Below are 22,099 nucleotides of genomic sequence, written 5' to 3' on the forward strand. Positions count from 1 at the left end.
ACATGAGCACACTGTTGGGTCCTGAAGGCACGGGCGTCTTGACGCAAGTGAACTTCAGGCGCCAAGCCGGCTGAGACCTCTGGGTCTTGGCGGATCGGGTTGGTTGCCACGACACGGGTCACCCTGAACCAGTTGAACCGCTCTTGAGCCTAGCTCGGGGGTAGGCGGTGGTGTTGGGTGGGATCGTCCGTAGCTTGAGAACTGCACAGTGGACGCGAGCATCTTTGTAAGATCAAAGATTTATCTTTGTTCTCTGCAATTTTATTGTTGTCAAGTTTTTAAGGGCACAGGGTGGATGCCTTGGCACTAGGAGCCGATGAAGGACGTAGTAGCCTGCGATAAGCCTCGGGGAGTTGGCAAACGAACTGTGATCCGAGGATTTCCGAATGGGGAAACCCAGCACGAGTTATGTCGTGTTACCTGCACCTGAATATATAGGGTGTGTGGAGGGAACGTCGGGAAGTGAAACATCTCAGTACCGACAGGAAGAGATATTCCGTGAGTAGTGGCGAGCGAAAGCGGATGAGGCCAAACCGTTCATGTGTGATACCCGGCAGGGGTTGCATGGGCGGGGTTGTGGGACCTTTCAGATGAGTCTGCCGGCTTGTCAGGGAGTCAGAAAGTCATGTGATAGTCGAAGGGCATTGAAAGGCCCGGCGTAGAGGGTGTGACCCCCGTAGACGAAATCATGTGGCCTCCCGAAGGGGATCCCAAGTAGCACGGGGCCCGAGAAATCCCGTGTGAATCCGTGAAGACCACTTCATAAGCCTAAATACTACCTAGTGACCGATAGCGGACAAGTACCGTGAGGGAAAGGTGAAAAGTACCCCGGGAGGGGAGTGAAATAGTACCTGAAACCGTGTGCCTACAATCCGTTGGAGCCTCCTTAGCAGGGGTGACAGCGTGCCTTTTGAAGAATGAGCCTGCGAGTTAGTGCTCAGTGGCGAGGTTAACCCGTGTGGGGAAGCCGTAGCGAAAGCGAGTCCGAATAGGGCGTCAGAGTCGCTGGGTCTAGACCCGAAGCGAAGTGATCTACCCATGGGCAGGTTGAAGCGCGGGTAAGACCGCGTGGAGGACCGAACCCACCTAGGTTGAAAACTGGGGGGATGACCTGTGGGTAGGGGTGAAAGGCCAATCAAACTTCGTGATAGCTGGTTCTCCCCGAAATGCATTTAGGTGCAGCCTCGCGTGTTTCTTGCCGGAGGTAGAGCTACTGGATAGCCGATGGGCCCTACAAGGTTACTGACGTTAGCCAAACTCCGAATGCCGGTAAGTGAGAGCGCGGGAGTGAGACTGCGGGGGATAAGCTCCGTAGTCGAGAGGGAAACAGCCCAGACCACCAGCTAAGGCCCCTAAGCGTGTGCTAAGTGGGAAAGGATGTGGAGTTGCACAGACAACCAGGAGGTTGGCTTAGAAGCAGCCACCCTTGAAAGAGTGCGTAATAGCTCACTGGTCAAGTGATTCCGCGCCGACAATGTAGCGGGGCTCAAGTACACCGCCGAAGCTGTGGCATTCACATAATAACCAGGCCTTCGTGGTCCAGGTGTGTGGATGGGTAGGGGAGCGTCGTGTGGGCAGTGAAGCTGCGGGGGAACCCAGTGGTGGAGCCTACACGAGTGAGAATGCAGGCATGAGTAGCGAAAGACGGGTGAGAAACCCGTCCGCCGAATGATCAAGGGTTCCAGGGCCAGGCTAATCCGCCCTGGGTAAGTCGGGACCTAAGGCGAGGCCGACAGGCGTAGTCGATGGACAAGGAGTTGATATTCTCCTACCGGCGAAGAACCGCCCATACCGAGCCCGGTGATGCTGACCGCCCAAGCCTGGTCTACAGGCCCTTCGGGGCTGAGGACTCAGGGGAGCGCGGGACCCGAACCGGTAGTAGGTAAGCGTATTAACAGGAGTGACGCAGGAAGGTAGCCAAGCCGAGCGACGGTTGTCTCGGTCTAAGGACGTAGGGCGAACAGTAGGCAAATCCGCTGTTCACATAGCCTGAGATCTGACGGGACCCACCCTAGGTGGGGATTTGGTGATCCTATGCTGCCGAGAAAAGCTTCGACGCGAGGTTCAAGCCGCCCGTACCCTAAACCGACTCAGGTGATCAGGTAGAGAATACTAAGGCGATCGAGAGAATCATGGTTAAGGAACTCGGCAAAATGCCCCCGTAACTTCGGGAGAAGGGGGGCCCGGAGCGTGAAGCCACTAGCTGGCCGAGCGTGCAAGGGCCGCAGAGACCAGGGAGAAGCGACTGTTTACTAAAAACACAGGTCCGTGCGAAGTCGCAAGACGATGTATACGGACTGACGCCTGCCCGGTGCTGGAAGGTTAAGAGGACGGGTTAGCACTTGTGCGAAGCTCAGAATTTAAGCCCCAGTAAACGGCGGTGGTAACTATAACCATCCTAAGGTAGCGAAATTCCTTGTCGGGTAAGTTCCGACCTGCACGAATGGCGTAACGACTTCTCCGCTGTCTCAACCGTGAACTCGGCGAAATTGCACTACGAGTAAAGATGCTCGTTACGCGCAGCAGGACGGAAAGACCCCGGGACCTTTACTATAGTTTGGTATTGGTGTTCGGTGCGGCTTGTGTAGGATAGGTGGGAGACTGTGAAGCGGGCACGCCAGTGTTCGTGGAGTCAACGTTGAAATACCACTCTGGTCGCTCTGGACATCTAACCTCGGTCCGTAATCCGGATCAGGGACAGTGCCTGATGGGTAGTTTAACTGGGGCGGTTGCCTCCTAAAATGTAACGGAGGCGCTCAAAGGTTCCCTCAGCCTGGTTGGCAATCAGGTGTCGAGTGCAAGTGCACAAGGGAGCTTGACTGTGAGACTGACAGGTCGAGCAGGGACGAAAGTCGGAACTAGTGATCCGGCGGTGGCTTGTGGAAGCGCCGTCGCTCAACGGATAAAAGGTACCCCGGGGATAACAGGCTGATCTTGCCCAAGAGTCCATATCGACGGCATGGTTTGGCACCTCGATGTCGGCTCGTCGCATCCTGGGGCTGGAGTAGGTCCCAAGGGTTGGGCTGTTCGCCCATTAAAGCGGTACGCGAGCTGGGTTTAGAACGTCGTGAGACAGTTCGGTCCCTATCCGCTGCGCGCGCAGGAAACTTGAGAAGGGCTGTCCCTAGTACGAGAGGACCGGGACGGACGAACCTCTGGTGTGCCAGTTGTTCCGCCAGGAGCACGGCTGGTTGGCTACGTTCGGAAGGGATAACCGCTGAAAGCATCTAAGCGGGAAGCCTGCTTCAAGATGAGGTTTCCATGAGGGCTTGACCCTCGAGAGGCTCCCAGCAGACCACTGGGTAGATAGGCCGGACGTGGAAGAGAGGACTAACGACTCTCGGAGCTGACCGGTACTAATAAGCCGATAACTTGATAACACTCAATTTTTGTGTGCTACGCGTCCACTGTGCGGTTCTCGGGTAACGGCCGAGAACCGGTTGACAACCCAATAGAGTTACGGCGGTCATAGCGAGGGGGAAACGCCCGGTCCCATTCCGAACCCGGAAGCTAAGCCCCTCTGCGCCGATGGTACTGCACGGGAGACTGTGTGGGAGAGTAGGTCGCCGCCGGACAATCATTCAACGAAAGCCCACCCCTTCTGGGGGTGGGCTTTCGTCGTACCCAGGAACGTCCTCGGTGCTGCGGGCGTGCCTGTCGGAGCCCCGTACGGCGCGAGATCTCTCACTCCTCGACAGCTCGGAGGTCCCTGCTCTGGGACGTCCTGCTGGCCTAGACTGGGGGCATGTCCACACTCTCCCGTGACGAGGTCGCGCGCGTCGCAGCGCTCGCGCGCATCGACCTCAGCCCCGAAGAACTCGACCGCCTCGCAGGCGAGCTCGTCGTGATCGTCGACGCGATCGCCGAGGTCAGCGCCGTCGCGACGCCCGACGTACCCGCGACCAGCCACCCGCTGCCGCTCTCCAACGTCTTCCGTGACGACGTCCCCGTCGCACCGCTCGACGTCGACGAGATCATGGCCAGCGCACCCGCGAGCGAAGACGGACGGTTCCTCGTCCCTCAGATCCTGGGGGAGGACTCATGAGCGACCTGACCCGCAAGAGCGCCGCGGAGCTCGCGGCCCACCTCGTGGCCGGCGACGTCTCGAGCGTCGAGGTCACGCAGGCCCACCTCGACCGCATCAGCGCCGTCGACACCGACGTCCACGCCTTCCTCCACGTGAGCGCCGACGAGGCGCTCGCCACGGCCCGCGACATCGACGCCCGCCGCGCTGCCGGCGAGGACCTGCACCCGCTCGCCGGGGTGCCGATCGCCGTCAAGGACGTCGTCGTCACCAAGGGGCTCCCGACCACGGCCGGCTCCAAGATCCTCGAGGGCTGGATCCCGCCCTACGACGCCACGCTCGTCGAGAAGATCAAGGCCGCCGGCCTGCCCATCCTCGGCAAGACCAACATGGACGAGTTCGCCATGGGGTCCAGCACCGAGCACTCTGCCTACGGCAACACCCGCAACCCCTGGGACCTCGACCGGATCCCCGGTGGCTCGGGCGGTGGCTCGGCCGCGGCGGTGGCCGCCTTCGAGGCGCCTCTCGCGATCGGGACCGACACCGGAGGCTCCATCCGCCAGCCCGGCGCCGTCACCGGCACGGTCGGCGTGAAGCCCACCTACGGTGGCGTCTCCCGCTACGGCCTCATCGCGATGGCCTCGTCCCTCGACCAGGCCGGCCCCGTCACGCGGACCGTCCTCGACTCCGCGCTCCTGCACGAGCTCATCGGCGGTCACGACCCGCGCGACTCGACCTCGTTGGACGAGCCCGTCCCGACGCTCGTCGACGCTGCCCGTCAGGGTGCGCTCGGCGACCTCACGGGCGTCCGCGTCGGTGTGGTCAAGGAGCTCAGCGGCGAGGGCTACCAGGCCGGTGTCTCCGCACGCTTCGAGGAGTCCCTCGAGCTGCTCAAGGCTGCTGGCGCCGAGGTCGTCGAGGTCTCCTGCCCGCACTTCGTCAACGCCCTCGCGGCCTACTACCTCATCATGCCCGCCGAGGCGTCGAGCAACCTCGCGAAGTTCGACGGCATGCGCTTCGGCCTGCGCGTCGAGCCCACCGAGGGCCCGGTCACCGCGGAGCGCGTCATGTCCGCGACCCGCGGCGCCGGTTTCGGCGACGAGGTGAAGCGCCGCGTGATCCTCGGGACCTACGCGCTGTCCGCCGGCTACTACGACGCCTACTACGGCTCGGCCCAGAAGGTGCGCACGCTCATCCAGCGCGACTTCGCGGCCGCCTTCGAGAAGGCCGACGTGCTCGTCTCCCCGACGTCGCCCACCACGGCGTTCAAGTTCGGCGAGAAGCTCGACGACCCCCTCGCGATGTACCTCAACGACGTCGCGACCATCCCGGCCAACCTCGCGGGCGTCCCGGGCATCTCCCTCCCGAACGGTCTCTCGGACGACGGCCTCCCCGTCGGCTTCCAGATCCTCGCCCCCGCCCGTGCTGACGAGCGCCTGTACCGCGTCGGTGCGGCCCTCGAGGCCGCCCTCGAGAACGCCTGGGGCGGACCGCTCCTCGACCAGGCACCTGAACTGGAGACCCGCTGATGAGCCACTCTGCCCACGTCGACCTGGTCGACTACGACGAGGCCGTCGCACGCTTCGACCCCGTCATCGGCATCGAGGTCCACGTCGAGCTCGGCACCAAGACCAAGATGTTCTGCGCGGCCGAGGTCGAGTTCGGTGGTGCGCCGAACACGCAGACCACCCCTGTCTCGCTCGGCCTGCCGGGTGCGCTGCCCGTGGTCAACGGCAAGGCCGTCGAGTCGGCCATCAAGATCGGCCTCGCGCTCAACTGCTCGATCGCCGAGTCCTGCCGCTTCGCGCGGAAGAACTACTTCTACCCGGACGTCCCCAAGAACTTCCAGACGTCCCAGTACGACGAGCCCATCGCCTTCGACGGGTACCTCGACGTGGAGCTCGACGACGGCTCGATCTTCCGGGTCGAGATCGAGCGCGCCCACATGGAGGAGGACGCCGGCAAGAACACCCACGTCGGCGGCAGCACCGGGCGCATCCACGGGGCGGACCACTCGCTGGTCGACTACAACCGTGCCGGGATCCCCCTCGTCGAGATCGTCACCCGTCCGATCACCGGCGCCGGCACCCGCGCCCCCGAGGTCGCGCGGGCCTACGTCCAGACGTTGCGCGACATCTTCCGGGCGCTCGACGTCTCCGAGGCCCGCATGGAGCGCGGCAACGTCCGCGCCGACGTGAACCTCTCCCTGCGCGCGACCCCCGAGTCGCCGCTCGGCACCCGCACCGAGACCAAGAACGTCAACTCGTTCCGGTCCATCGAGCGCGCGGTGCGCTACGAGGTCTCCCGCCAGGCTGCGGTGCTCGACGCCGGGAAGACCGTCACGCAGGAGACGCGGCACTGGCACGAGGACACCTCGACCACGACGGCCGGACGTGTGAAGTCCGACGCCGAGGACTACCGGTACTTCCCCGAGCCCGACCTGGTCCCGGTCGAGCCGAGCCGCGCCTGGGTCGAGGAGATCCGCGCGACCCTCCCGGAGATGCCGGCCGACCGCCGTCGTCGTCTGCAGGGGGACTGGGGCTTCTCCGACCCGGAGATGCGCGACGTCGTGAACGCCGGCGCGGTCGAGCTCATCGAGACGACCATCGCGGCAGGCGCCAGCCCCGCGGCAGCCCGCAAGTGGTGGATGGGCGAGCTCGCCCGTGCCGCCAAGACCACCGAGGTCGAGCTCGCCGACCTCCCGGTCACCCCGGAGCAGATCGGTCAGCTGCAGTCGCTCGTCGACTCGGGGCGCATCAACGACAAGATGGCCCGCCAGGTCCTCGAGGGCGTGCTCGCCGGCGAGGGGTCGCCGGAGGAGGTCGTCGTGGCCCGCGGTCTCGAGATCGTCTCCGACGACGGCCCCCTGCTCGAGGCCATCGACACCGTCCTGGCCGCGCAGCCGGACATCGTCGAGAAGATCCGCTCGGGGAACCTCGGGCCGATCGGCGCCGTCATCGGTGCGGTCATGAAGGCCACCCGCGGGCAGGCCGACGCGGCCCGCGTCCGCGAGCTGGTCGTCGAGCGCATCGGCTGACACCTCGGGCGCCGGGAGACCAGCGCCCGACCAGCACGTCCCGCGGGGCGGGTACGGCGGACCACCGTCGTACCCGCCCCGCCTCGCTCCACACCCCGCACGAGTACCAGCACGACGAGGAGAGACCATGACACGCGGACCGGTGCTCACCGGCGAGATCGCCCGGCTCAGGCCTGTCGAGGCGACCGATGCCGAACGGATGTGGGAGTCGCTCCAGGACCCGGAGGCCATGCGCCTCACCGGGACCACGGCAGACTTCGACCGCGCTCAGGTCGAGGAGTGGGCGCGCACCGTGAGCGACCGCCCCGGCCGCTACGACTGGGCGGTCACACCGGCGCTCGAGCGGGACGGGCAGCTGGTGAGCGACGAGATGATCGGCGAGATCGTCCTCAACGAGATCGACGAGGACACCCGCTGCGCGAACCTCAGGCTCGCCCAGCTGCCCGACTACCGCGGTCGTGGCTACGGCCGTGACGCCATCGACCAGGTCCTGCGCTACGCCTTCGACGGCGACGGCCAGGGCGACGACGGCCCGCGCCTGCACCGCGTCCAGCTCGACGTCCTGGCGATCAACCCGCGCGCCCGCGCGCTCTACGAGTCTCTCGGCTTCGTCCTGGAGGGCCGCCAGCGGGACGCCGCGCTCGACGGCGACTCCTACTGCGACGTCTTCCTCATGGCCGTCCTCGAGGACGACTACAGGTCCCGCGACACCGAGCAGCGCTGACCGACCAGCGCTGACCGACCAGCTCTGACCGAGCCTGCCGAGGCGCCGGCAGGGTCTTGACGGCGAGGGGCGTGCGGTGGTGACCATGGGACACCACCGCACAGCCGCCGAGCACGGAGCCTGCCATGTCGATCACCCTGGACCGGACCGTCGTCCCCGCCATGACCGTCGTCGCGCTGCGCGGCACCGTCCCGACCTACGCCGACGAGGTGCAGCTCTGGGAGCGGATGATGCCTCTCCTCGAGGCCCAGGCGATCACCCCGTCCGGTCCGGGCGGTGTCATCGAGCACGACGACGAGTACACCCCGCACGACGTCGAACTGTCGATCTTCGTGCCCGTCGCACCCGGCACCCTGGCCGTGCCCCCGCTCGAGGTGCTCGAGCTGCCGAGCCGTGACTGCCTCGTCGCGCGGGTGCTGGGCTCGTACGACCAGATCACCGAGGCGCACCGTCGCATCGACGAGCGGGTCGCCGCGGAGCACCTGACCTTCGCCACGGGGGAAGCGGTCGAGCGCAAGGCCTTCAACCTCTACCTGAGGACCCCCGACCAGGTGGGCGAGCAGGACCTCGTCACCGAGGTCTGCGAGCCTCTCGCCTGATGCGGCCCCGGAGGACGCCCGGGAGCACGCCCGACCGCCGCGGCAGGGCAGACCGCGCTCAGCCGTCCTTGAAGCGCGCGTAGGCGTCGAGGGACTCCTTGCGCTCGCGCCCGTGGTCGACCAGCTGGTCGGGGTAGTCCTCGGGCGGCGTCGGCAGCTTCCAGGGTTCGTGGACCGCCTTGCCCGGGATCCCGCGCAGCTCGGGGACCCACCGGCGGACGTACTCGCCGTCCGGGTCGAACTTCAGGCCCTGCGTCACGGGGTTGAAGATGCGGAAGTACGGGGAGGCGTCCAGCCCCGTCCCGGCGACCCACTGCCAGTTGAGCTGGTTCTGGGAGCGGTCGGCGTCGAGCAGGTGCTGCATGAAGTGCCGAGCGCCGCGCTGCCACGGGATGTGGAGGTCCTTGACGAGGAACGACCCCACGAGCATGCGGACCCGGCCGTGCATCCACCCCTCGGCGAGCAGCTGGCGCATGCCGGCGTCGACCATCGGGTACCCGGTGCGGCCCTCCGTCCACGCCTCGAACCAGCGGTCGGCCTGCGAGCGCGGCGTCCACGCGTCGTCGGGCATGACCTCGCGGATCGAGAGCGTCGCGGCCTCGGGGGAGTGGAACAGGACGTCGGCGTGGAACTCGCGCCACGCGAGCTCGGAGCGGAAGCTCGCGGCTCCCTCGTCCCGGAGGTTCTTGAGGTCGGCGAGCAGGGTGCGGGGGTGGATCTCGCCCCACTTGAGCGGGACGGACAGCCGGGAGGTGAGGTCGAGGTCGGGTCGGTTGCGGTCGTCGTCGTAGCCGGCGACGTCCTCGAGGAACTCGTGCCAGCGTTCGAGGGCCGCCTCCTCGCCCGCAGGGCGCAGCGGCTCGCCGTCGGCCTCCGGGAGGTCCTCCGACGGCAGCTCTGCCCAGTCGACCTCGCCCGGGTCCTGCGCGGGGCCGCACCACCCGTGGTCGAGCCACGCGGTGCGGAACGGGGTGAACACCCGGTAGGGCGTGCCGGTGCGGGTGAGGACGCGTCCGGGGGAGACGGCGTAGGCGGACCCGGTGCGGCGCAGCTCGACGTCGTCCTCGGCGAGCGCCGTCTCGACCTCCTCGTCGCGAGCACGGCCGAAGGGCTCGAAGGACTCGGCGACGTGCACGGTGCGCGCCCCGACCTCGCGGGCCACGGCGGGCAGGACCTCGGTCGGGGCACCGCGGCGGACCACGAGCCTGCCGCCCATGCTCTCGTCGAGGGCGCGCAGGCTGGCGAGCAGGTAGTCGCGTCGGGGCGACCCGGACGGTCCCCAGAGGCGGTCGTCGAGGACGAACAGGCCGACGACCTGCGAGCCGTCGGCCTGGGCCTGCTCCCACGCGCTGTTGAGCGCAGGGTTGTCGGCCAGCCGGAGGTCGCGTCGGAACCAGTGGATCGTGGTCATCGGGCCACCCTAGTGCGGCGCCGGTCGGTCGGCAGGCCGGGAGGGGAGGGGGCCGGACCCGGCCGCGCCCCCACGCAGGGAAGGCCCCGTCGCTGTGGCGACGGGGCCTTCCGAGGTGCCCTGCGAGTCTGGGTGCGGCTCGCGGGAGATGGTGACGCTGGTGTCAGCGGAGCCAGCCGTACTGCTTGACGACCGGCAGGTTGGCCCACCACTTGCCGAGGCCCCAGGTGTCACCGGCCAGCGTGTAGGCGACGACGATCAGGACGAGGGCGTAGATGATGTGGTAGTCCATGAACGGGTTGGTGCCAGCCTCCATGGGCCACTCGGCGACCCACATGAGGAACATGATGAGCGAGCCGGCGACCGCTGCGACGCGGACTCCCATGCCGAGCATCACCGCGAGACCCACGGCCAGCATGCCGAGCATGAACAGGACGTCCGTGGCAGGGCTGGCGATGCTGGCGAAGAAGTCCTTGAAGGGGCCGACGACGGCGTCGCTGTTGAGGAAGCCCTGGCTCGGGTTGCCGCCGTTGATCCAGGCGCGCTCGGTCGGCGTCGAGTACCCGAGGCCGAAGGTCTTGTCGAGGAAGGCCCAGAGGAAGATGAACCCGGTCGACAGACGCGCCACGGCGAGCCAGCGGCGTGCCCCAGGACGGACCACGATGTCGTCGCCGGTGACGACGGCGGTGGTGCCCTGTGTTCGAGTGGTCGTTGCTGCGGTCATTGCTCTCATCCCCTCAGATGAACTGTGCTGCACTGGTGTGTGCTGATGACTCAATCCTCGACCCCTGCCAGGGTCGTCTCGTGGGCCGTAGGTCCCCAGATCTGGGGGACGTAGGTCCCGTCCGAGGAGTGACCCTGCGACGTGTGCTGCGCGCGTGCGGTCCTACACTCGACGCATGACCGCAACGCCACAGACCGACACCGAGAACGCCGGCACGGACGGGGCCACGGCCCCGGGTGTCGACATCAAGCCCCGTTCGCGCAAGGTGACCGACGGGATCGAGGCCACCGCGTCGCGCGGCATGCTCCGCGCCGTCGGCATGGGCGACGACGACTGGGTCAAGCCCCAGATCGGTGTCGCGAGCTCGTGGAACGAGATCACCCCCTGCAACCTGTCGCTCGACCGCCTGGCCAAGGCCGTCAAGGGCGGCGTGCACGCGGGCGGCGGGTACCCGCTCGAGTTCGGCACCATCTCCGTCTCGGACGGCATCTCGATGGGCCACGAGGGCATGCACTTCTCGCTCGTCTCGCGCGACATCATCGCCGACTCGGTCGAGACCGTCATGCAGGCCGAGCGCCTCGACGGCTCCGTGCTCCTCGCAGGCTGCGACAAGTCGCTCCCGGGCATGCTCATGGCAGCGGCCCGCCTCGACCTGTCCTCCGTGTTCCTCTACGCGGGCACGATCATGCCGGGCTGGGTCAAGCTCGAGGACGGCACCGAGAAGGACGTCACGCTCATCGACGCCTTCGAGGCCGTGGGCGCCTGCGCCAAGGGCCTCATGAGCAAGGGCGACCTCGACCGCATCGAGCGCGCGATCTGCCCGGGCGAGGGGGCCTGCGGCGGCATGTACACCGCGAACACGATGGCCTCCGTCGCCGAGGCGATGGGCATGTCGCTGCCGGGCTCGGCCGCGCCGCCCTCGGCCGACCGTCGCCGCGACGCCTTCGCGCACAAGTCCGGCGAGGCCGTCGTCGAGCTGCTCCGCAAGGGCATCACGGCCCGCCAGATCATGACCAAGGAGGCCTTCGAGAACGCGATCGCCGTGGTCATGGCCTTCGGCGGCTCGACCAACGCGGTCCTGCACCTGCTGGCCATCGCGCACGAGGCCGAGGTCGAGCTCACGCTCGACGACTTCAGCCGCGTCGCCGCGAAGGTGCCGCACCTGGGTGACCTCAAGCCCTTCGGCCGTTACGTCATGGCGGACGTCGACCGCATCGGCGGCGTGCCCGTCGTCATGAAGGCGCTGCTCGACGCCGGGCTGCTGCACGGCGACTGCCTCACGGTGACCGGCAAGACCGTCGCGGAGAACCTCGCGGACATCGCTCCGCCCGACCCCGACGGCAAGATCCTGCGCGCGCTGAGCAACCCGATCCACAAGACCGGTGGCATCACCATCCTGCACGGCTCGCTGGCTCCCGAGGGTGCCGTCGTGAAGTCCGCAGGCTTCGACTCCGACGTCTTCGAGGGAACCGCCCGCGTGTTCGAGCGGGAGCGCGCCGCGATGGACGCCCTCGAGGACGGGACCATCCAGGCCGGCGACGTCGTCGTCATCCGCTACGAGGGCCCCAAGGGCGGACCGGGCATGCGCGAGATGCTCGCGATCACCGGTGCCATCAAGGGAGCCGGCCTCGGCAAGGACGTGCTCCTGCTCACCGACGGCCGCTTCTCGGGCGGCACCACCGGCCTGTGCGTCGGCCACGTCGCGCCCGAGGCCGTCGACGGCGGCCCGGTCGCGTTCGTCCAGGACGGTGACCGCATCCGTCTCGACGTCGCCAACGCCACCCTCGACCTGCTCGTCGACCCCGAGGTCCTCGAGGCGCGCAAGGCCGGCTGGGAGCCGCTCGCCCCGACGTACACGCGCGGTGTGCTGGCCAAGTACGCCAAGCTCGTCCACTCCGCGTCGCAGGGTGCCGTCCTGTACTGAGCACGACGTGGGCGTCCTCAGGCGCCGCGCGCACCGTCGACGGGCGGGTCGGACCTCACGGTCCGGCCCGCCCGTCGTGCGTCTGCGGGGGAGGCGAGCAGGAGGAGGGCAGCCCGAGGAGGGCTCAGCCGGCCGGGGTGAGCGGGACGTCGAGGGCCGCAGCCGCGAGCGAGCCGGCCCCGTCGACCGTCATCGCGTCCGGGCGGTTCGCGACGAGGGTCGCCCCGTCGACGGCCTCGCGGTCCACCGCGAAGGCCACCCAGCCGCGCTGGGTGCCGCCCGTCCGGGTCTCCGTGAGGGGCCACAGGGACTCGTCCTGGAGCGTGCGGTCGACCGTGGTCAGCGCGGCGCTGACCTCGCCCGAGGAGGTCCGCAGCTCGAAGTCGCCGCGGCGGACGGAGAACGTCCGGTCCGGGCCGACGCTCACGGTCACGTCGACCGCGACGATCACCGGGTCCTCGATGCCGCCCCCGGCGTCGAATCCCACGGGCGTCGCGATGTCGGGGACGTAGCCGTGGACTGTCGTCGTCTGCGACGTCTCGGCGTCGACGACGGTCCGGTCGACGGCCACGTGCGAGAGGGTGTCCGGGTCGTCGCCGCAGGCGGACAGCGACAGGACGAGCGAGAGAGCTGCCGCGAGGGAGACGGATCGCCAGGTGGGGGTCCGGACGGCCACGGGGCGGTGCTCCTGTCTCTGCGGCGGGCGTTGTGGTGTCCCACTCTAGGTGCCACAGTGGCTGACATGACTGATCTGACGACCGGTGAGATCGAGGCGGCGCTCGCGGGCACGCCCTGGCGCGTGGTCCTCGGGCGCCTGGTCGCCCACTTCGCCACCCCGGACTTCGCCTCCGCGCTCACCTTCGTCGAGCGCGTCGCCGAGGAGGCCGAGGCGGCGGGCCACCACCCGGACGTCACGCTGGGCTACGGGTACGTGGCGCTGTCCGTGGTGAGCCACGACGTCGGGCGGCTCACCGAGCGCGACGTCGACCTCGCCGCACGGGTGGCGCTGGTCGCGGTCGAGCTCGGCGTCGAGCAGGCGCCGGGTGCGCCCCAGGCGGTCGAGATCGCGGTCGACACCACGGACGACGCGCGGGTCCGGCCCTTCTGGGCGGCGGTCCTCGGCTACGAGGCGGCCGGCGACGACCCGGACGCGCTCGCCGACCCGCGCGGTACCGGGCCGCGCGTCTGGTTCCAGGACAGCGACGACGTGCGGACCGAGCGCGGGCGTCTGCACGTCGATGTCTCCGTCCTGGTCGACGAGGGACCAGCCCGGGTCGAGGCCGCGCTGGCGGCGGGCGGCCGGCTGGTCTCGGACGAGCACGCTCCCAGCTGGTGGGTGCTGGCGGACGCCGACGGCAACGAGGTGTGCGTGTCGACCGCGGCCGGGCGTGACTGAGCGAGATGCACCGCAGCGGCGTGACGCAGAGGAGCAGGGAGCGTCGAGCCTCCTGAGGGCTCTCCTCGTCGTCTCACGGTGGGCGGCTCTGTCTCAGCGGGCGAGACGGTTCGAGGGCCGCATGACATCGCTGCGGGGGAGGCGTACTCTCCTTCGTATGCAGACGAACATCCTCGTAGTACTTACCGAGCGCGCCGGCTGAGGCCCAGCACTTCGGTTTCGTCAGCGCGCTCACCCCTCGAAGGCCCCTACCCGGGGACGAGGGGTTTTTTCATGTCACGACCTGCGACCAGCGGGTCTTCACGCACCAGCAGCCCACACGCAGCCCACAAGCACTGACCGGTAAGCACTCCCGCCACACGTCGTACAGCACCCAGGAGAACCCGATGGTCCAGGGCCCCACACCCGCACCGCCTCGCGGCGGAGCGCCGGCAGGAGCGGCTCCCGCCGCCACGCCGAGCGCACCGAAGCCAGCCCCCGGCGACGCCGTGCGCCGGCCGCGCACCGACGTCTCGACCGCCGAGGTCACCGGCGCCGAGTCGATCGTCCGCTCGCTCGAGGCCGCGGGCGTCGAGACCGTCTTCGGCATCCCCGGCGGCGCGATCCTCCCGACCTACGACCCGCTCATGGACTCGAAGAAGATCCGGCACATCCTGGTCCGGCACGAGCAGGGCGGCGGCCACGCCGCGTCCGGCTACGCCCACGCGACCGGCCGCGTCGGCGTCACCATGGCGACCTCGGGCCCCGGTGCGACGAACCTCGTGACCCCGATCGCCGACGCGAACATGGACTCGATCCCCATGGTCGCGATCACCGGCCAGGTCGGCGCGTCGCTCATCGGCACGGACGCCTTCCAGGAGGCGGACATCGTCGGCATCACCTTCCCGGTGACCAAGCACAGCTTCCTCGTGACGGACCCCGACGACATCCCGCGGACCATCGCCGAGGCCTTCCACATCGCCTCGACCGGTCGCCCCGGCCCGGTGCTCGTGGACATCGCGAAGTCCGCCATGCAGGCGAAGACGACGTTCAGCTGGCCGAGCGAGCTCAACCTGCCGGGCTACCACCCGGTGACCAAGCCGCACAGCAAGCAGATCCGCGAGGCGGCCCGTCTGCTCGCCTCGGCACGACGCCCCGTCCTCTACGTCGGTGGTGGCGCGATCCGCTCCGGCGCGGCGGCCGAGCTGCGCAAGCTGGTCGACCTCTCCGGAGCGGCTGCGGTCACGACCCTCATGGCCCGCGGCGCGCTGCCCGACTCGCACCCGCAGAACCTCGGCATGCCCGGCATGCACGGCACGGTCCCGGCCGTGTCCGCCCTGCAGAAGGCCGACCTGGTCTTCGCGCTCGGCGCGCGCTTCGACGACCGCGTCACCGGCAAGCTCTCGAGCTTCGCCCCGCACGCGACGATCATCCACGCGGACATCGACCCGGCAGAGATCGGCAAGAACCGTGCGGTCGACGTGCCGATCGTCGGAGACCTCAAGGAGGTCATCGCCGACCTGCTCCCCGAGCTCGCCCGCGAGCAGGAGACCCACGGCAAGCCGGACCTCGAGGCCTGGTGGCGCCAGATCGACTCGTGGCGCGAGACATACCCCCTCGGCTTCACGGAGCCCGAGGACGGTCACCTCGCCCCGCAGCACATCATCAGCCGCCTCGGCGAGATCTCGGGCCCGGACAGCATCTACGTGTCGGGCGTGGGGCAGCACCAGATGTGGGCCTCGCAGTTCATCCGCTACGAGCGCCCCAACACGTGGCTCAACTCGGGCGGCCTGGGCACCATGGGCTACTCGATCCCGGCCGCGATGGGAGCCAAGGTCGGTCAGCCCGACCGCACCGTCTGGGCGATCGACGGCGACGGCTGCTTCCAGATGACCAACCAGGAGCTCGCGACCTGCTCGATCAACGACATCCCCATCAAGGTGGCGCTGATCAACAACTCCTCGCTCGGCATGGTCCGCCAGTGGCAGACGCTGTTCTACGAGTCCCGGTACTCGAACACCGACCTGCACACAGGGCACGGCACCCGCCACATCCCCGACTTCGTCAAGCTCGCGGACGCCTACGGCTGCGTCGGCATCCGCGTCGAGCACGCGAACGAGGTCGACGCGGCGATCAAGCGCGCGGAGCAGATCAACGACCAGCCCGTGGTCATCGACTTCCACGTGTCGCGCGACGCCATGGTGTGGCCGATGGTGGCCGCCGGCGTGAGCAACGACGACATCCAGTACGCACGCGGCATCTCGCCCGCGTGGGACCGCGAAGACTGACCGGGAGCCCAGACCATGACTCGTCACACCCTCTCGGTCCTCGTCGAGAACAAGCCCGCCGTGCTCGCGCGCGTCGCAGGCCTGTTCGCACGCAGGGCCTTCAATATCCACTCTCTCGCCGTCGGACCGACGGAGCACGAGGAGCTCTCGCGGGTGACCGTCGTCGTCGACGTCGACGACCTCCCGCTGGAGCAGGTGACCAAGCAGCTCAACAAGCTGGTCAACGTCATCAAGATCGTCGAGCTGGACCCGGCAGCGGCGGTACAGCGCGAGCTCATGCTCGTGAAGGTGAGGGCAGACCTCAGCACGCGCACCCACGTGCTCGAGGTGGTGCAGCTCTTCCGCGCCCACGTCGTCGACGTCGTCCCCGACGCCGTCACGATCGAGGCGACCGGTAACCCGGACAAGCTCTCGGCACTCCTCGGGGCTCTCGAGCCCTTCGGCATCCGCGAGATCGTCAAGTCGGGGACCGTCGGCATCGGGCGCGGCTCGCGCTCGATCACCGACCGGGCGCTCGAGCGCGTCCCGCGCTCGGCCTGACACACTTCATGCACGACGAACGACACACATTTCTAACCAAGGAGATCTACGGTGGCTGAGCTGTTCTACGACGACGACGCTGATCTGTCCATCATCGCCGGCCGCAAGGTCGCCGTCATCGGCTACGGGAGCCAGGGCCACGCCCACGCGCTCAACCTGCGCGACTCGGGCGTCGACGTCACCGTCGGCCTGCGTGAGGGCTCTGCCTCGCGCAAGAAGGCCGAGGACGAGGGCCTGCGCGTCCTCACCGTCGCCGAGGCCGTCAAGGAGGCCGACGTCGTCGTCATCCTCGCGCCGGACCAGGTCCAGCGTCACGTGTACACCGACGAGATCGCGCCGAACCTCACCGAGGGCGCTGCCCTCGTGTTCGGCCACGGCTTCAACATCCGCTTCGGCTACATCAAGCCCGAGGCCGGCCACGACATCGTCATGGTCGCCCCCAAGGGACCGGGCCACCTCGTGCGCCGCGAGTACCTCGACGGCCGCGGCGTGCCCGTGATCGTCGCCGTCGAGCAGGACGCGTCCGGCTCGGCGTGGGAGCTCGCGCTCTCCTACGGCAAGGCGATCGGTGGCCTGCGCGCCGCCGGCATCAAGACGACCTTCACCGAGGAGACCGAGACCGACCTCTTCGGCGAGCAGGCCGTCCTCTGCGGCGGTGCCTCGCAGCTCGTCCAGTACGGCTTCGAGGTGCTCACCGAGGCGGGTTACCAGCCCGAGGTCGCGTACTTCGAGGTGCTGCACGAGCTCAAGCTCATCGTCGACCTCATGTGGGAGGGCGGCATCGCCAAGCAGCGCTGGTCCGTCTCCGACACCGCGGAGTACGGCGACTACGTCTCCGGCCCGCGCGTCATCACCCCCGAGGTGAAGGAGAACATGAAGGCTGTCCTCGCGGACATCCAGAACGGTGCCTTCGCCGAGCGCTTCATCTCCGACCAGGACAACGGTGCCCCCGAGTTCAAGGAGCTCCGTGCCAAGGGCGAGGCGCACCCGATCGAGGCCACCGGCCGCGAGCTGCGCAAGCTCTTCGCGTGGGTCAAGCCGAGCGACACGGACTATGTCGAAGGATCTGCTGGACGCTGATCCTCGTCTTTCCCCTGGTCGGGCCCGTCTGCGCTTTTGCAGGCGGGCTCGACCTGCTTGACTGGGGTCATGCCTCTCCACGGAACGTACGAGCCCAGCACGGACGACTTCTCGCGCGAGCAGGTCGAGCTCATCGAGCGGACGAACGGTGCCGAGGGCACCACGATGCGCGGCATGCCCGTGATCGTGCTCGTCTCGCGTGGGGCGAGGTCCGGCAAGATCCGCAAGATCCCGCTCATGCGGGTGGAGCACGACGGGCTCTACGCCGTCGTCGCCTCCTTGGGCGGCGCGCCCAAGCACCCGACCTGGTACTACAACCTCGTGGCCGACCCGCACGTGGAGCTGCGCGACGGAGCCGTCGTGCGGGACTACCTCGCCCGAGAGCTCGAGGGCGAGGAGCGCGAGACCTGGTGGGCGCGCTCGGTCGAGGCCTACCCCGACTACGCGGACTACGCGACCAAGACCTCACGGCTGATCCCGGTGTTCGTGCTCGAGCCCTTCGACGGCCAAGCGTCCGGTGCGGACGACGCGCAGGCGGCGGTGCTGCCTGCTGAGGGCGCGACCGTCGACGCCGAGCGCGGTGACGCCGCCACCTCCGGCACCGACCCGGCACTGCCCTACGAGCCGGTCGAGGAGGAGCTCGAGCGCATCGAGCGGTCGACCGAGCTCGACGACGAGATCGCGGAGTTCTGGGAGAGCTCGCGCGTCCAGGCCGGCCTCGGGCGGATCGCCGTGGTGGGCGGGCTGACGGTCGCGGAGGGCGTCGCGCCGGTGGCGTGGTCCTTCGGCGACAACCCGGAGCAGGCGGACCGTCTCCTCGAGCTGGTGCTCGCCGGGACCAAGACGGCGACGTCGTCGGCGCTCTCGGAGTACGACGACGAGGACGCCCCGCTGCCCAAGGCCGGCGACCTGTCGATCGTCGTCGACGGCGCGGGGCACCCCAAGGCCCTCATCCGCACCACCGAGGTCGAGGTCGTCCCCTTCGGCGAGGTGAGCGAAGAGCTCGCGGCCGCCGAGGGCGAGGGTGACCGCACGCTCGCGTCGTGGCGGGCGGACCACGCAGAGTTCTTCCGCCGGGTGCTCGGCATCGAGACGGTGCCGGAGGACTTCATGGTCGTCACGGAGCGTTTCGAGCTGCTCTACCCGCGCTGACACGCTCACGCCGTGAGGGCCGGTCCCCGCCGAGGGGGCCGGCCCTCCGTCGCACCTGGGGTCGTGCGTCAGGCGGTGGTGCGCTCGAGCGGGACGTAGGGGATGCCGAGGGACGTCGCGGCGTCCTCGAGCTCGCTCTCGAAGTACGGCGTGACGTCGTCGAACATGAAGGCGAGCTGCCCGACGACCTCCATGCCGATGACGCCGTAGAGCCGCACCCAGGTCCGCGCGAAGACGAAGAGCGCGGCGGGAGGGGGAGCGTCGGCGCTCGAGAGCGGCGACCCGAGGCAGTCTGCTGCGAACCGGCCGATCGCGCTGCAGGTGGCGGCCGAGGTGTCGGTGAGCTCCGGTGCCTCGAAGGGCTGTGCGGACCAGAGGCGCAGGTAGAGGTCGAAGAAGACCGCTGCGAAGCGTGAGGTGCTGTCCCCGTCGGCGTGGGTCCCCGTGTCGTGGCGGAACATGAGCGCGAACTCGTTGCGGTGCTCGACGGCCCAGGTGCGGAAGGTGCGGATGGCGGCGTGCATCGCCCGCCCGCCGTCGTCGCCCTCGGCCGCGATGGCGGCACCGATGGACTCGGTGATCTCCTCGAAGAAGTCCTCGCACATCGACGCGACGAGGTCGTCGAGGCTCGGGAAGTACCGGTAGAGCGCGGGGGCCGTCATACCCATGTCGCGGGCGATCGCGCGCAGGGTGACGTCCTGGACGCCGTCCTGGGCGAGCTGGCGGCGGGCGACGGACTTGATCTCGAGCTCGGTGGCCATCCGCTGCATCTCGCGGCGGGTCGTCTGTGCGGTCACGTCCTCGTCCTCCTCCGACGCGAGACCGCGCCACTTGACAGAAGTAAACACCAGATGCTCTAGTAAACGCCGTTAGCAAACAGCGTTCACGGGAGTGATCGGCTGTCACATCTTACGTCAGGGAGTCCGTCGTGTTCTCAGCCCTCGGGTCGTTCGTCTACCGCCGCAGAGGCCTGGTCCTGCTGCTCGCGGGGCTCCTCACCGTGATCGCCGCAGTCCTCGGCCCGGCCGTCACCGAGTCGGTCAAGAGCGGCGGGTTCGCGGACCCCGGGTCCCAGAGCGCCGCCGCCGACGCGCTGCTCGAGGAGACCTTCGGCCGGAGCGCCGCCGACGTCGTCGTGGTCTACGGCTCCGACGCCGTGACCACCGACGACCCGCTCTTCGAGCAGACCGTCACCTCAGCCCTCGCCGCGCTCCCGGCGGGCACCGCGGTCTCGACGCTCACACCCTGGACCGACGGCCTCCCCGTCGACGTCGCCGCCAGCCTGCTGGGGAGCGACGGGCGCAGCGCCCTCGCCGTCATCACCCTCTCCGGGGCCACCGAGGAGGACCGGCAGGCGCAGGTCGACGGTGTCGAAGAGCTGGTGGAGGCTCCCGCCGGATGGTCGACCGACGTCGGTGGGTCGGTCGTCGTCCTCGCCGAGATGCAGCACCTCTCCGAGTCCGACATCGTGCGTGCCGAGGTGCTCGCGATGCCCGTGCTGGTCCTGCTGCTCCTCGTGATCTTCGGCGGTCTCGTGGCCGCGCTGCTCCCGGTCACCATCGGCGTCGTCGCGATCCTCGGTGCCCTCGGCCTGCTGCGTGCCCTCACGACGGTCACGGACGTCTCGTCCTTCGCGGTCAACGTCACGACCATCCTCGGCCTCGGTCTCGCGATCGACTACTCGCTGTTCATGGTCAGCCGGTTCCGCGAAGAGCTCGCCCGGACCGGCGACGTCGAGCGGGCAGTCCGCACGACGGTCTCGACGGCCGGCCGCACGGTCGTGTTCTCGGGTGTGACCGTCCTCATCGCCTTCGCCGGGCTGCTCTTCTTCCCGCAGATGTTCCTCCGCTCGATGGGCGTCGGCGGCATGGTCGTAGTCCTCCTCGACATGCTCCTCGCCGTCACCCTCCTGCCGGCGCTGCTCGCCGTCCTCGGGCGCCGCGTCGACGCCGGTCGCCTGCCGCGCGGGATCACGTCGAGGCTCGCGGCCCTGCGGGGCGCCGGTCGGCGTGGCGGAAACCGGCGCAGCGGGGCGAGCGGCTGGGCCCGCGTGGCGTCCGTCGTCCTGCGGTTCCCCGGTGCGGTGGTCGCCGCCTCGGTCGGGCTGCTCCTGCTGCTCGCCCTCCCGCTGCTGGGCCTGCAGGTCGCCGACGGCGACGCCCGCGAGCTCCCTGCCGCCTCGGGGCCGCGGCTCGCGACCGAGCGTGTCGCGGAGCTCTTCCCCGGGCAGTCGGGGACCGTCGTCGAGGTGGCCGTGCGTGGGGCGGAGGGCGCGGGTGCGCTCGGTGCCGACGTCGCCGGGGGATATCTCGCCGACGTCGCCGCGCTCGACGGGGTGCTCGGCGCCGAGGTCGTCGCCCAGAGCGGCGACGTCACGCACGTCTCCGTGGTCACGGACCTCCTCACCGACTCACCCGAGGCCCGCACGTTGGTCGAGGAGGTCCGAGGGCTCGAGGCCCCGGCGGGGACCGAAGTGCTCGTCGGCGGTGCGGCTGCCACGAGTGCCGACTCCATCCGCGCGATCGTCACCACGGCGCCGTGGACGGCGCTGTTCGTCGCGGGCGTGACGCTCGTGCTGCTGTTCCTCGCGCTCGGCTCCGTGGTCGCCCCGGTCAAGGCGGTGGTGCTCAACGTGCTCTCGCTCGCGGCGACCTTCGGCGTGCTCACCTGGGCCTTCGTCGACGGGCACCTCGCCGGGCTCGCCGGCTTCACCGCAGCGGGCGCGGTGGCCCCGGGCAACCTCGTCCTCGTCGCGGTCGTGGCCTTCGGCCTCGCGATGGACTACGAGCTCTTCCTGCTGAGCCGCATCCGCGAGGCGCACCTCGCCGGGGCCGGGACCCGCGAGGCGATCACCACGGGTCTGGTGCGCTCGGGCAGCACCATCACGAGCGCCGCCCTGCTGCTCGTCGTCGTCCTCGCCGCGATGGCCACGAGCGGGGTCACCTTCCTCAAGGTCGTCGGCCTCGGGCTGGCCTTCGCGGTCGCCCTCGACGCGACCGTCGTCCGCGCCCTCCTCGTGCCGGCGACCCTCGCGCTCCTCGGCCGCGCCACCTGGTGGCTGCCCGCCCCGCTGCAGCGGTTCCACGACCGCTTCGGCGTGAGCGAGGGGGAGGGCGACGGCGCTGTGGACGAGCGTGCCGCGACGTCAGACGGCAGGTCGGTACCCGGGACGGTCCACCTGGCGGCCCCGGACCTCAGGGTCGGCTCTGACCGCTAGGGTG

Annotated in this window: 16 protein-coding genes and 2 rRNA genes; 14 read left to right on the top strand and 4 right to left on the bottom strand. The window is 68.8% G+C overall.

Annotated features, from left to right (window positions below; translation table 11 throughout):
- Positions 1 to 268 precede the first annotated feature (268 nt).
- The 7 genes from SKED_RS05165 to SKED_RS05195 all read left to right on the top strand — a co-directional run bounded on the left by SKED_RS05165 (position 269) and on the right by SKED_RS05195 (position 8,384).
- Positions 269 to 3,380: ribosomal RNA gene (locus SKED_RS05165) — 23S ribosomal RNA — on the top strand.
- Positions 3,381 to 3,458: 78 nt separating this feature from the next.
- Positions 3,459 to 3,575: ribosomal RNA gene (gene rrf / locus SKED_RS05170) — 5S ribosomal RNA — on the top strand.
- 170 nt (positions 3,576 to 3,745) lie between these two features.
- A complete protein-coding gene (gene gatC, locus SKED_RS05175; RefSeq protein WP_012866073.1) occupies positions 3,746 to 4,045 on the top strand; it encodes an Asp-tRNA(Asn)/Glu-tRNA(Gln) amidotransferase subunit GatC in 300 nt (99 codons plus the stop codon).
- Positions 4,042 to 5,553, top strand: a complete 1,512-nt coding sequence (gatA, locus tag SKED_RS05180) for an Asp-tRNA(Asn)/Glu-tRNA(Gln) amidotransferase subunit GatA (protein WP_012866074.1) — start codon at positions 4,042 to 4,044, stop codon at positions 5,551 to 5,553. Before gatC ends, gatA begins: the two co-directional genes overlap by 4 nt.
- Positions 5,553 to 7,061, top strand: coding sequence for an Asp-tRNA(Asn)/Glu-tRNA(Gln) amidotransferase subunit GatB (gene gatB, locus SKED_RS05185; protein ID WP_012866075.1), 1,509 nt, complete (start codon positions 5,553 to 5,555; stop codon positions 7,059 to 7,061). The genes gatA and gatB overlap by 1 nt, the downstream gene beginning before the upstream one ends.
- A 127-nt stretch (positions 7,062 to 7,188) precedes the next feature.
- Positions 7,189 to 7,785, top strand: coding sequence for a GNAT family N-acetyltransferase (locus SKED_RS05190; protein WP_012866076.1), 597 nt, complete (start codon positions 7,189 to 7,191; stop codon positions 7,783 to 7,785).
- A gap of 125 nt (positions 7,786 to 7,910) precedes the next feature.
- The gene (locus tag SKED_RS05195) at positions 7,911 to 8,384 is read left to right on the top strand and encodes a GyrI-like domain-containing protein (protein ID WP_012866077.1); all 474 of its coding nucleotides are present in this window, start codon (positions 7,911 to 7,913) and stop codon (positions 8,382 to 8,384) included.
- A gap of 58 nt (positions 8,385 to 8,442) precedes the next feature.
- Here SKED_RS05195 and SKED_RS05200 read toward each other — a convergent pair whose 3' ends face one another.
- Complete coding sequence (locus SKED_RS05200; protein ID WP_012866078.1) at positions 8,443 to 9,795, bottom strand: cryptochrome/photolyase family protein; 1,353 nt, start codon at positions 9,793 to 9,795, stop codon at positions 8,443 to 8,445.
- 163 nt (positions 9,796 to 9,958) lie between these two features.
- Positions 9,959 to 10,519: a hypothetical protein gene (locus tag SKED_RS05205; protein ID WP_012866079.1), complete on the bottom strand. Its 561-nt coding sequence runs from the start codon at positions 10,517 to 10,519 to the stop codon at positions 9,959 to 9,961.
- A 175-nt stretch (positions 10,520 to 10,694) separates the two neighbouring features.
- On the opposite strand from SKED_RS05205, the gene ilvD reads away from it, so the two are divergent.
- Positions 10,695 to 12,443, top strand: coding sequence for a dihydroxy-acid dehydratase (ilvD, locus tag SKED_RS05210; protein WP_012866080.1), 1,749 nt, complete (start codon positions 10,695 to 10,697; stop codon positions 12,441 to 12,443).
- Between the two features lie 124 nt (positions 12,444 to 12,567).
- Here ilvD and SKED_RS05215 read toward each other — a convergent pair whose 3' ends face one another.
- Positions 12,568 to 13,119, bottom strand: coding sequence for a hypothetical protein (locus tag SKED_RS05215; RefSeq protein ID WP_012866081.1), 552 nt, complete (start codon positions 13,117 to 13,119; stop codon positions 12,568 to 12,570).
- A gap of 66 nt (positions 13,120 to 13,185) precedes the next feature.
- Here SKED_RS05215 and SKED_RS05220 point away from each other — a divergent pair, with 66 nt between their 5' ends.
- The 5 genes from SKED_RS05220 to SKED_RS20910 all read left to right on the top strand — a co-directional run bounded on the left by SKED_RS05220 (position 13,186) and on the right by SKED_RS20910 (position 18,878).
- Positions 13,186 to 13,839 carry a VOC family protein gene (locus SKED_RS05220; RefSeq protein ID WP_012866082.1) on the top strand — a complete coding sequence of 218 codons (654 nt, stop codon included), beginning with the start codon at positions 13,186 to 13,188 and terminating at the stop codon, positions 13,837 to 13,839.
- Between the two features lie 386 nt (positions 13,840 to 14,225).
- Complete coding sequence (locus SKED_RS05225) at positions 14,226 to 16,106, top strand: acetolactate synthase large subunit (RefSeq protein ID WP_012866083.1); 1,881 nt, start codon at positions 14,226 to 14,228, stop codon at positions 16,104 to 16,106.
- Between the two features lie 15 nt (positions 16,107 to 16,121).
- The gene (gene ilvN, locus SKED_RS05230; protein WP_012866084.1) at positions 16,122 to 16,646 is read left to right on the top strand and encodes an acetolactate synthase small subunit; all 525 of its coding nucleotides are present in this window, start codon (positions 16,122 to 16,124) and stop codon (positions 16,644 to 16,646) included.
- A gap of 51 nt (positions 16,647 to 16,697) precedes the next feature.
- Entirely contained in the window at positions 16,698 to 17,726 is a 1,029-nt protein-coding gene (gene ilvC, locus SKED_RS05235) for a ketol-acid reductoisomerase (protein ID WP_012866085.1), read from the top strand.
- 69 nt (positions 17,727 to 17,795) lie between these two features.
- Positions 17,796 to 18,878 (top strand): nitroreductase/quinone reductase family protein, encoded by a 1,083-nt coding sequence (locus tag SKED_RS20910; RefSeq protein ID WP_012866086.1) that lies wholly within the window; start codon positions 17,796 to 17,798, stop codon positions 18,876 to 18,878.
- Between the two features lie 68 nt (positions 18,879 to 18,946).
- On the opposite strand, the gene SKED_RS05245 is transcribed toward SKED_RS20910, so the two are convergent.
- The gene (locus tag SKED_RS05245) at positions 18,947 to 19,675 is read right to left on the bottom strand and encodes a TetR/AcrR family transcriptional regulator (protein ID WP_012866087.1); all 729 of its coding nucleotides are present in this window, start codon (positions 19,673 to 19,675) and stop codon (positions 18,947 to 18,949) included.
- 131 nt (positions 19,676 to 19,806) lie between these two features.
- On the opposite strand from SKED_RS05245, the gene SKED_RS05250 reads away from it, so the two are divergent.
- Entirely contained in the window at positions 19,807 to 22,095 is a 2,289-nt protein-coding gene (locus tag SKED_RS05250; protein ID WP_012866088.1) for an MMPL family transporter, read from the top strand.
- The last annotated feature ends 4 nt before the right edge of the window (positions 22,096 to 22,099 follow it).

The sequence above is a fragment of the Sanguibacter keddieii DSM 10542 genome, assembly GCF_000024925.1.
GTDB lineage: Bacteria > Actinomycetota > Actinomycetes > Actinomycetales > Cellulomonadaceae > Sanguibacter > Sanguibacter keddieii.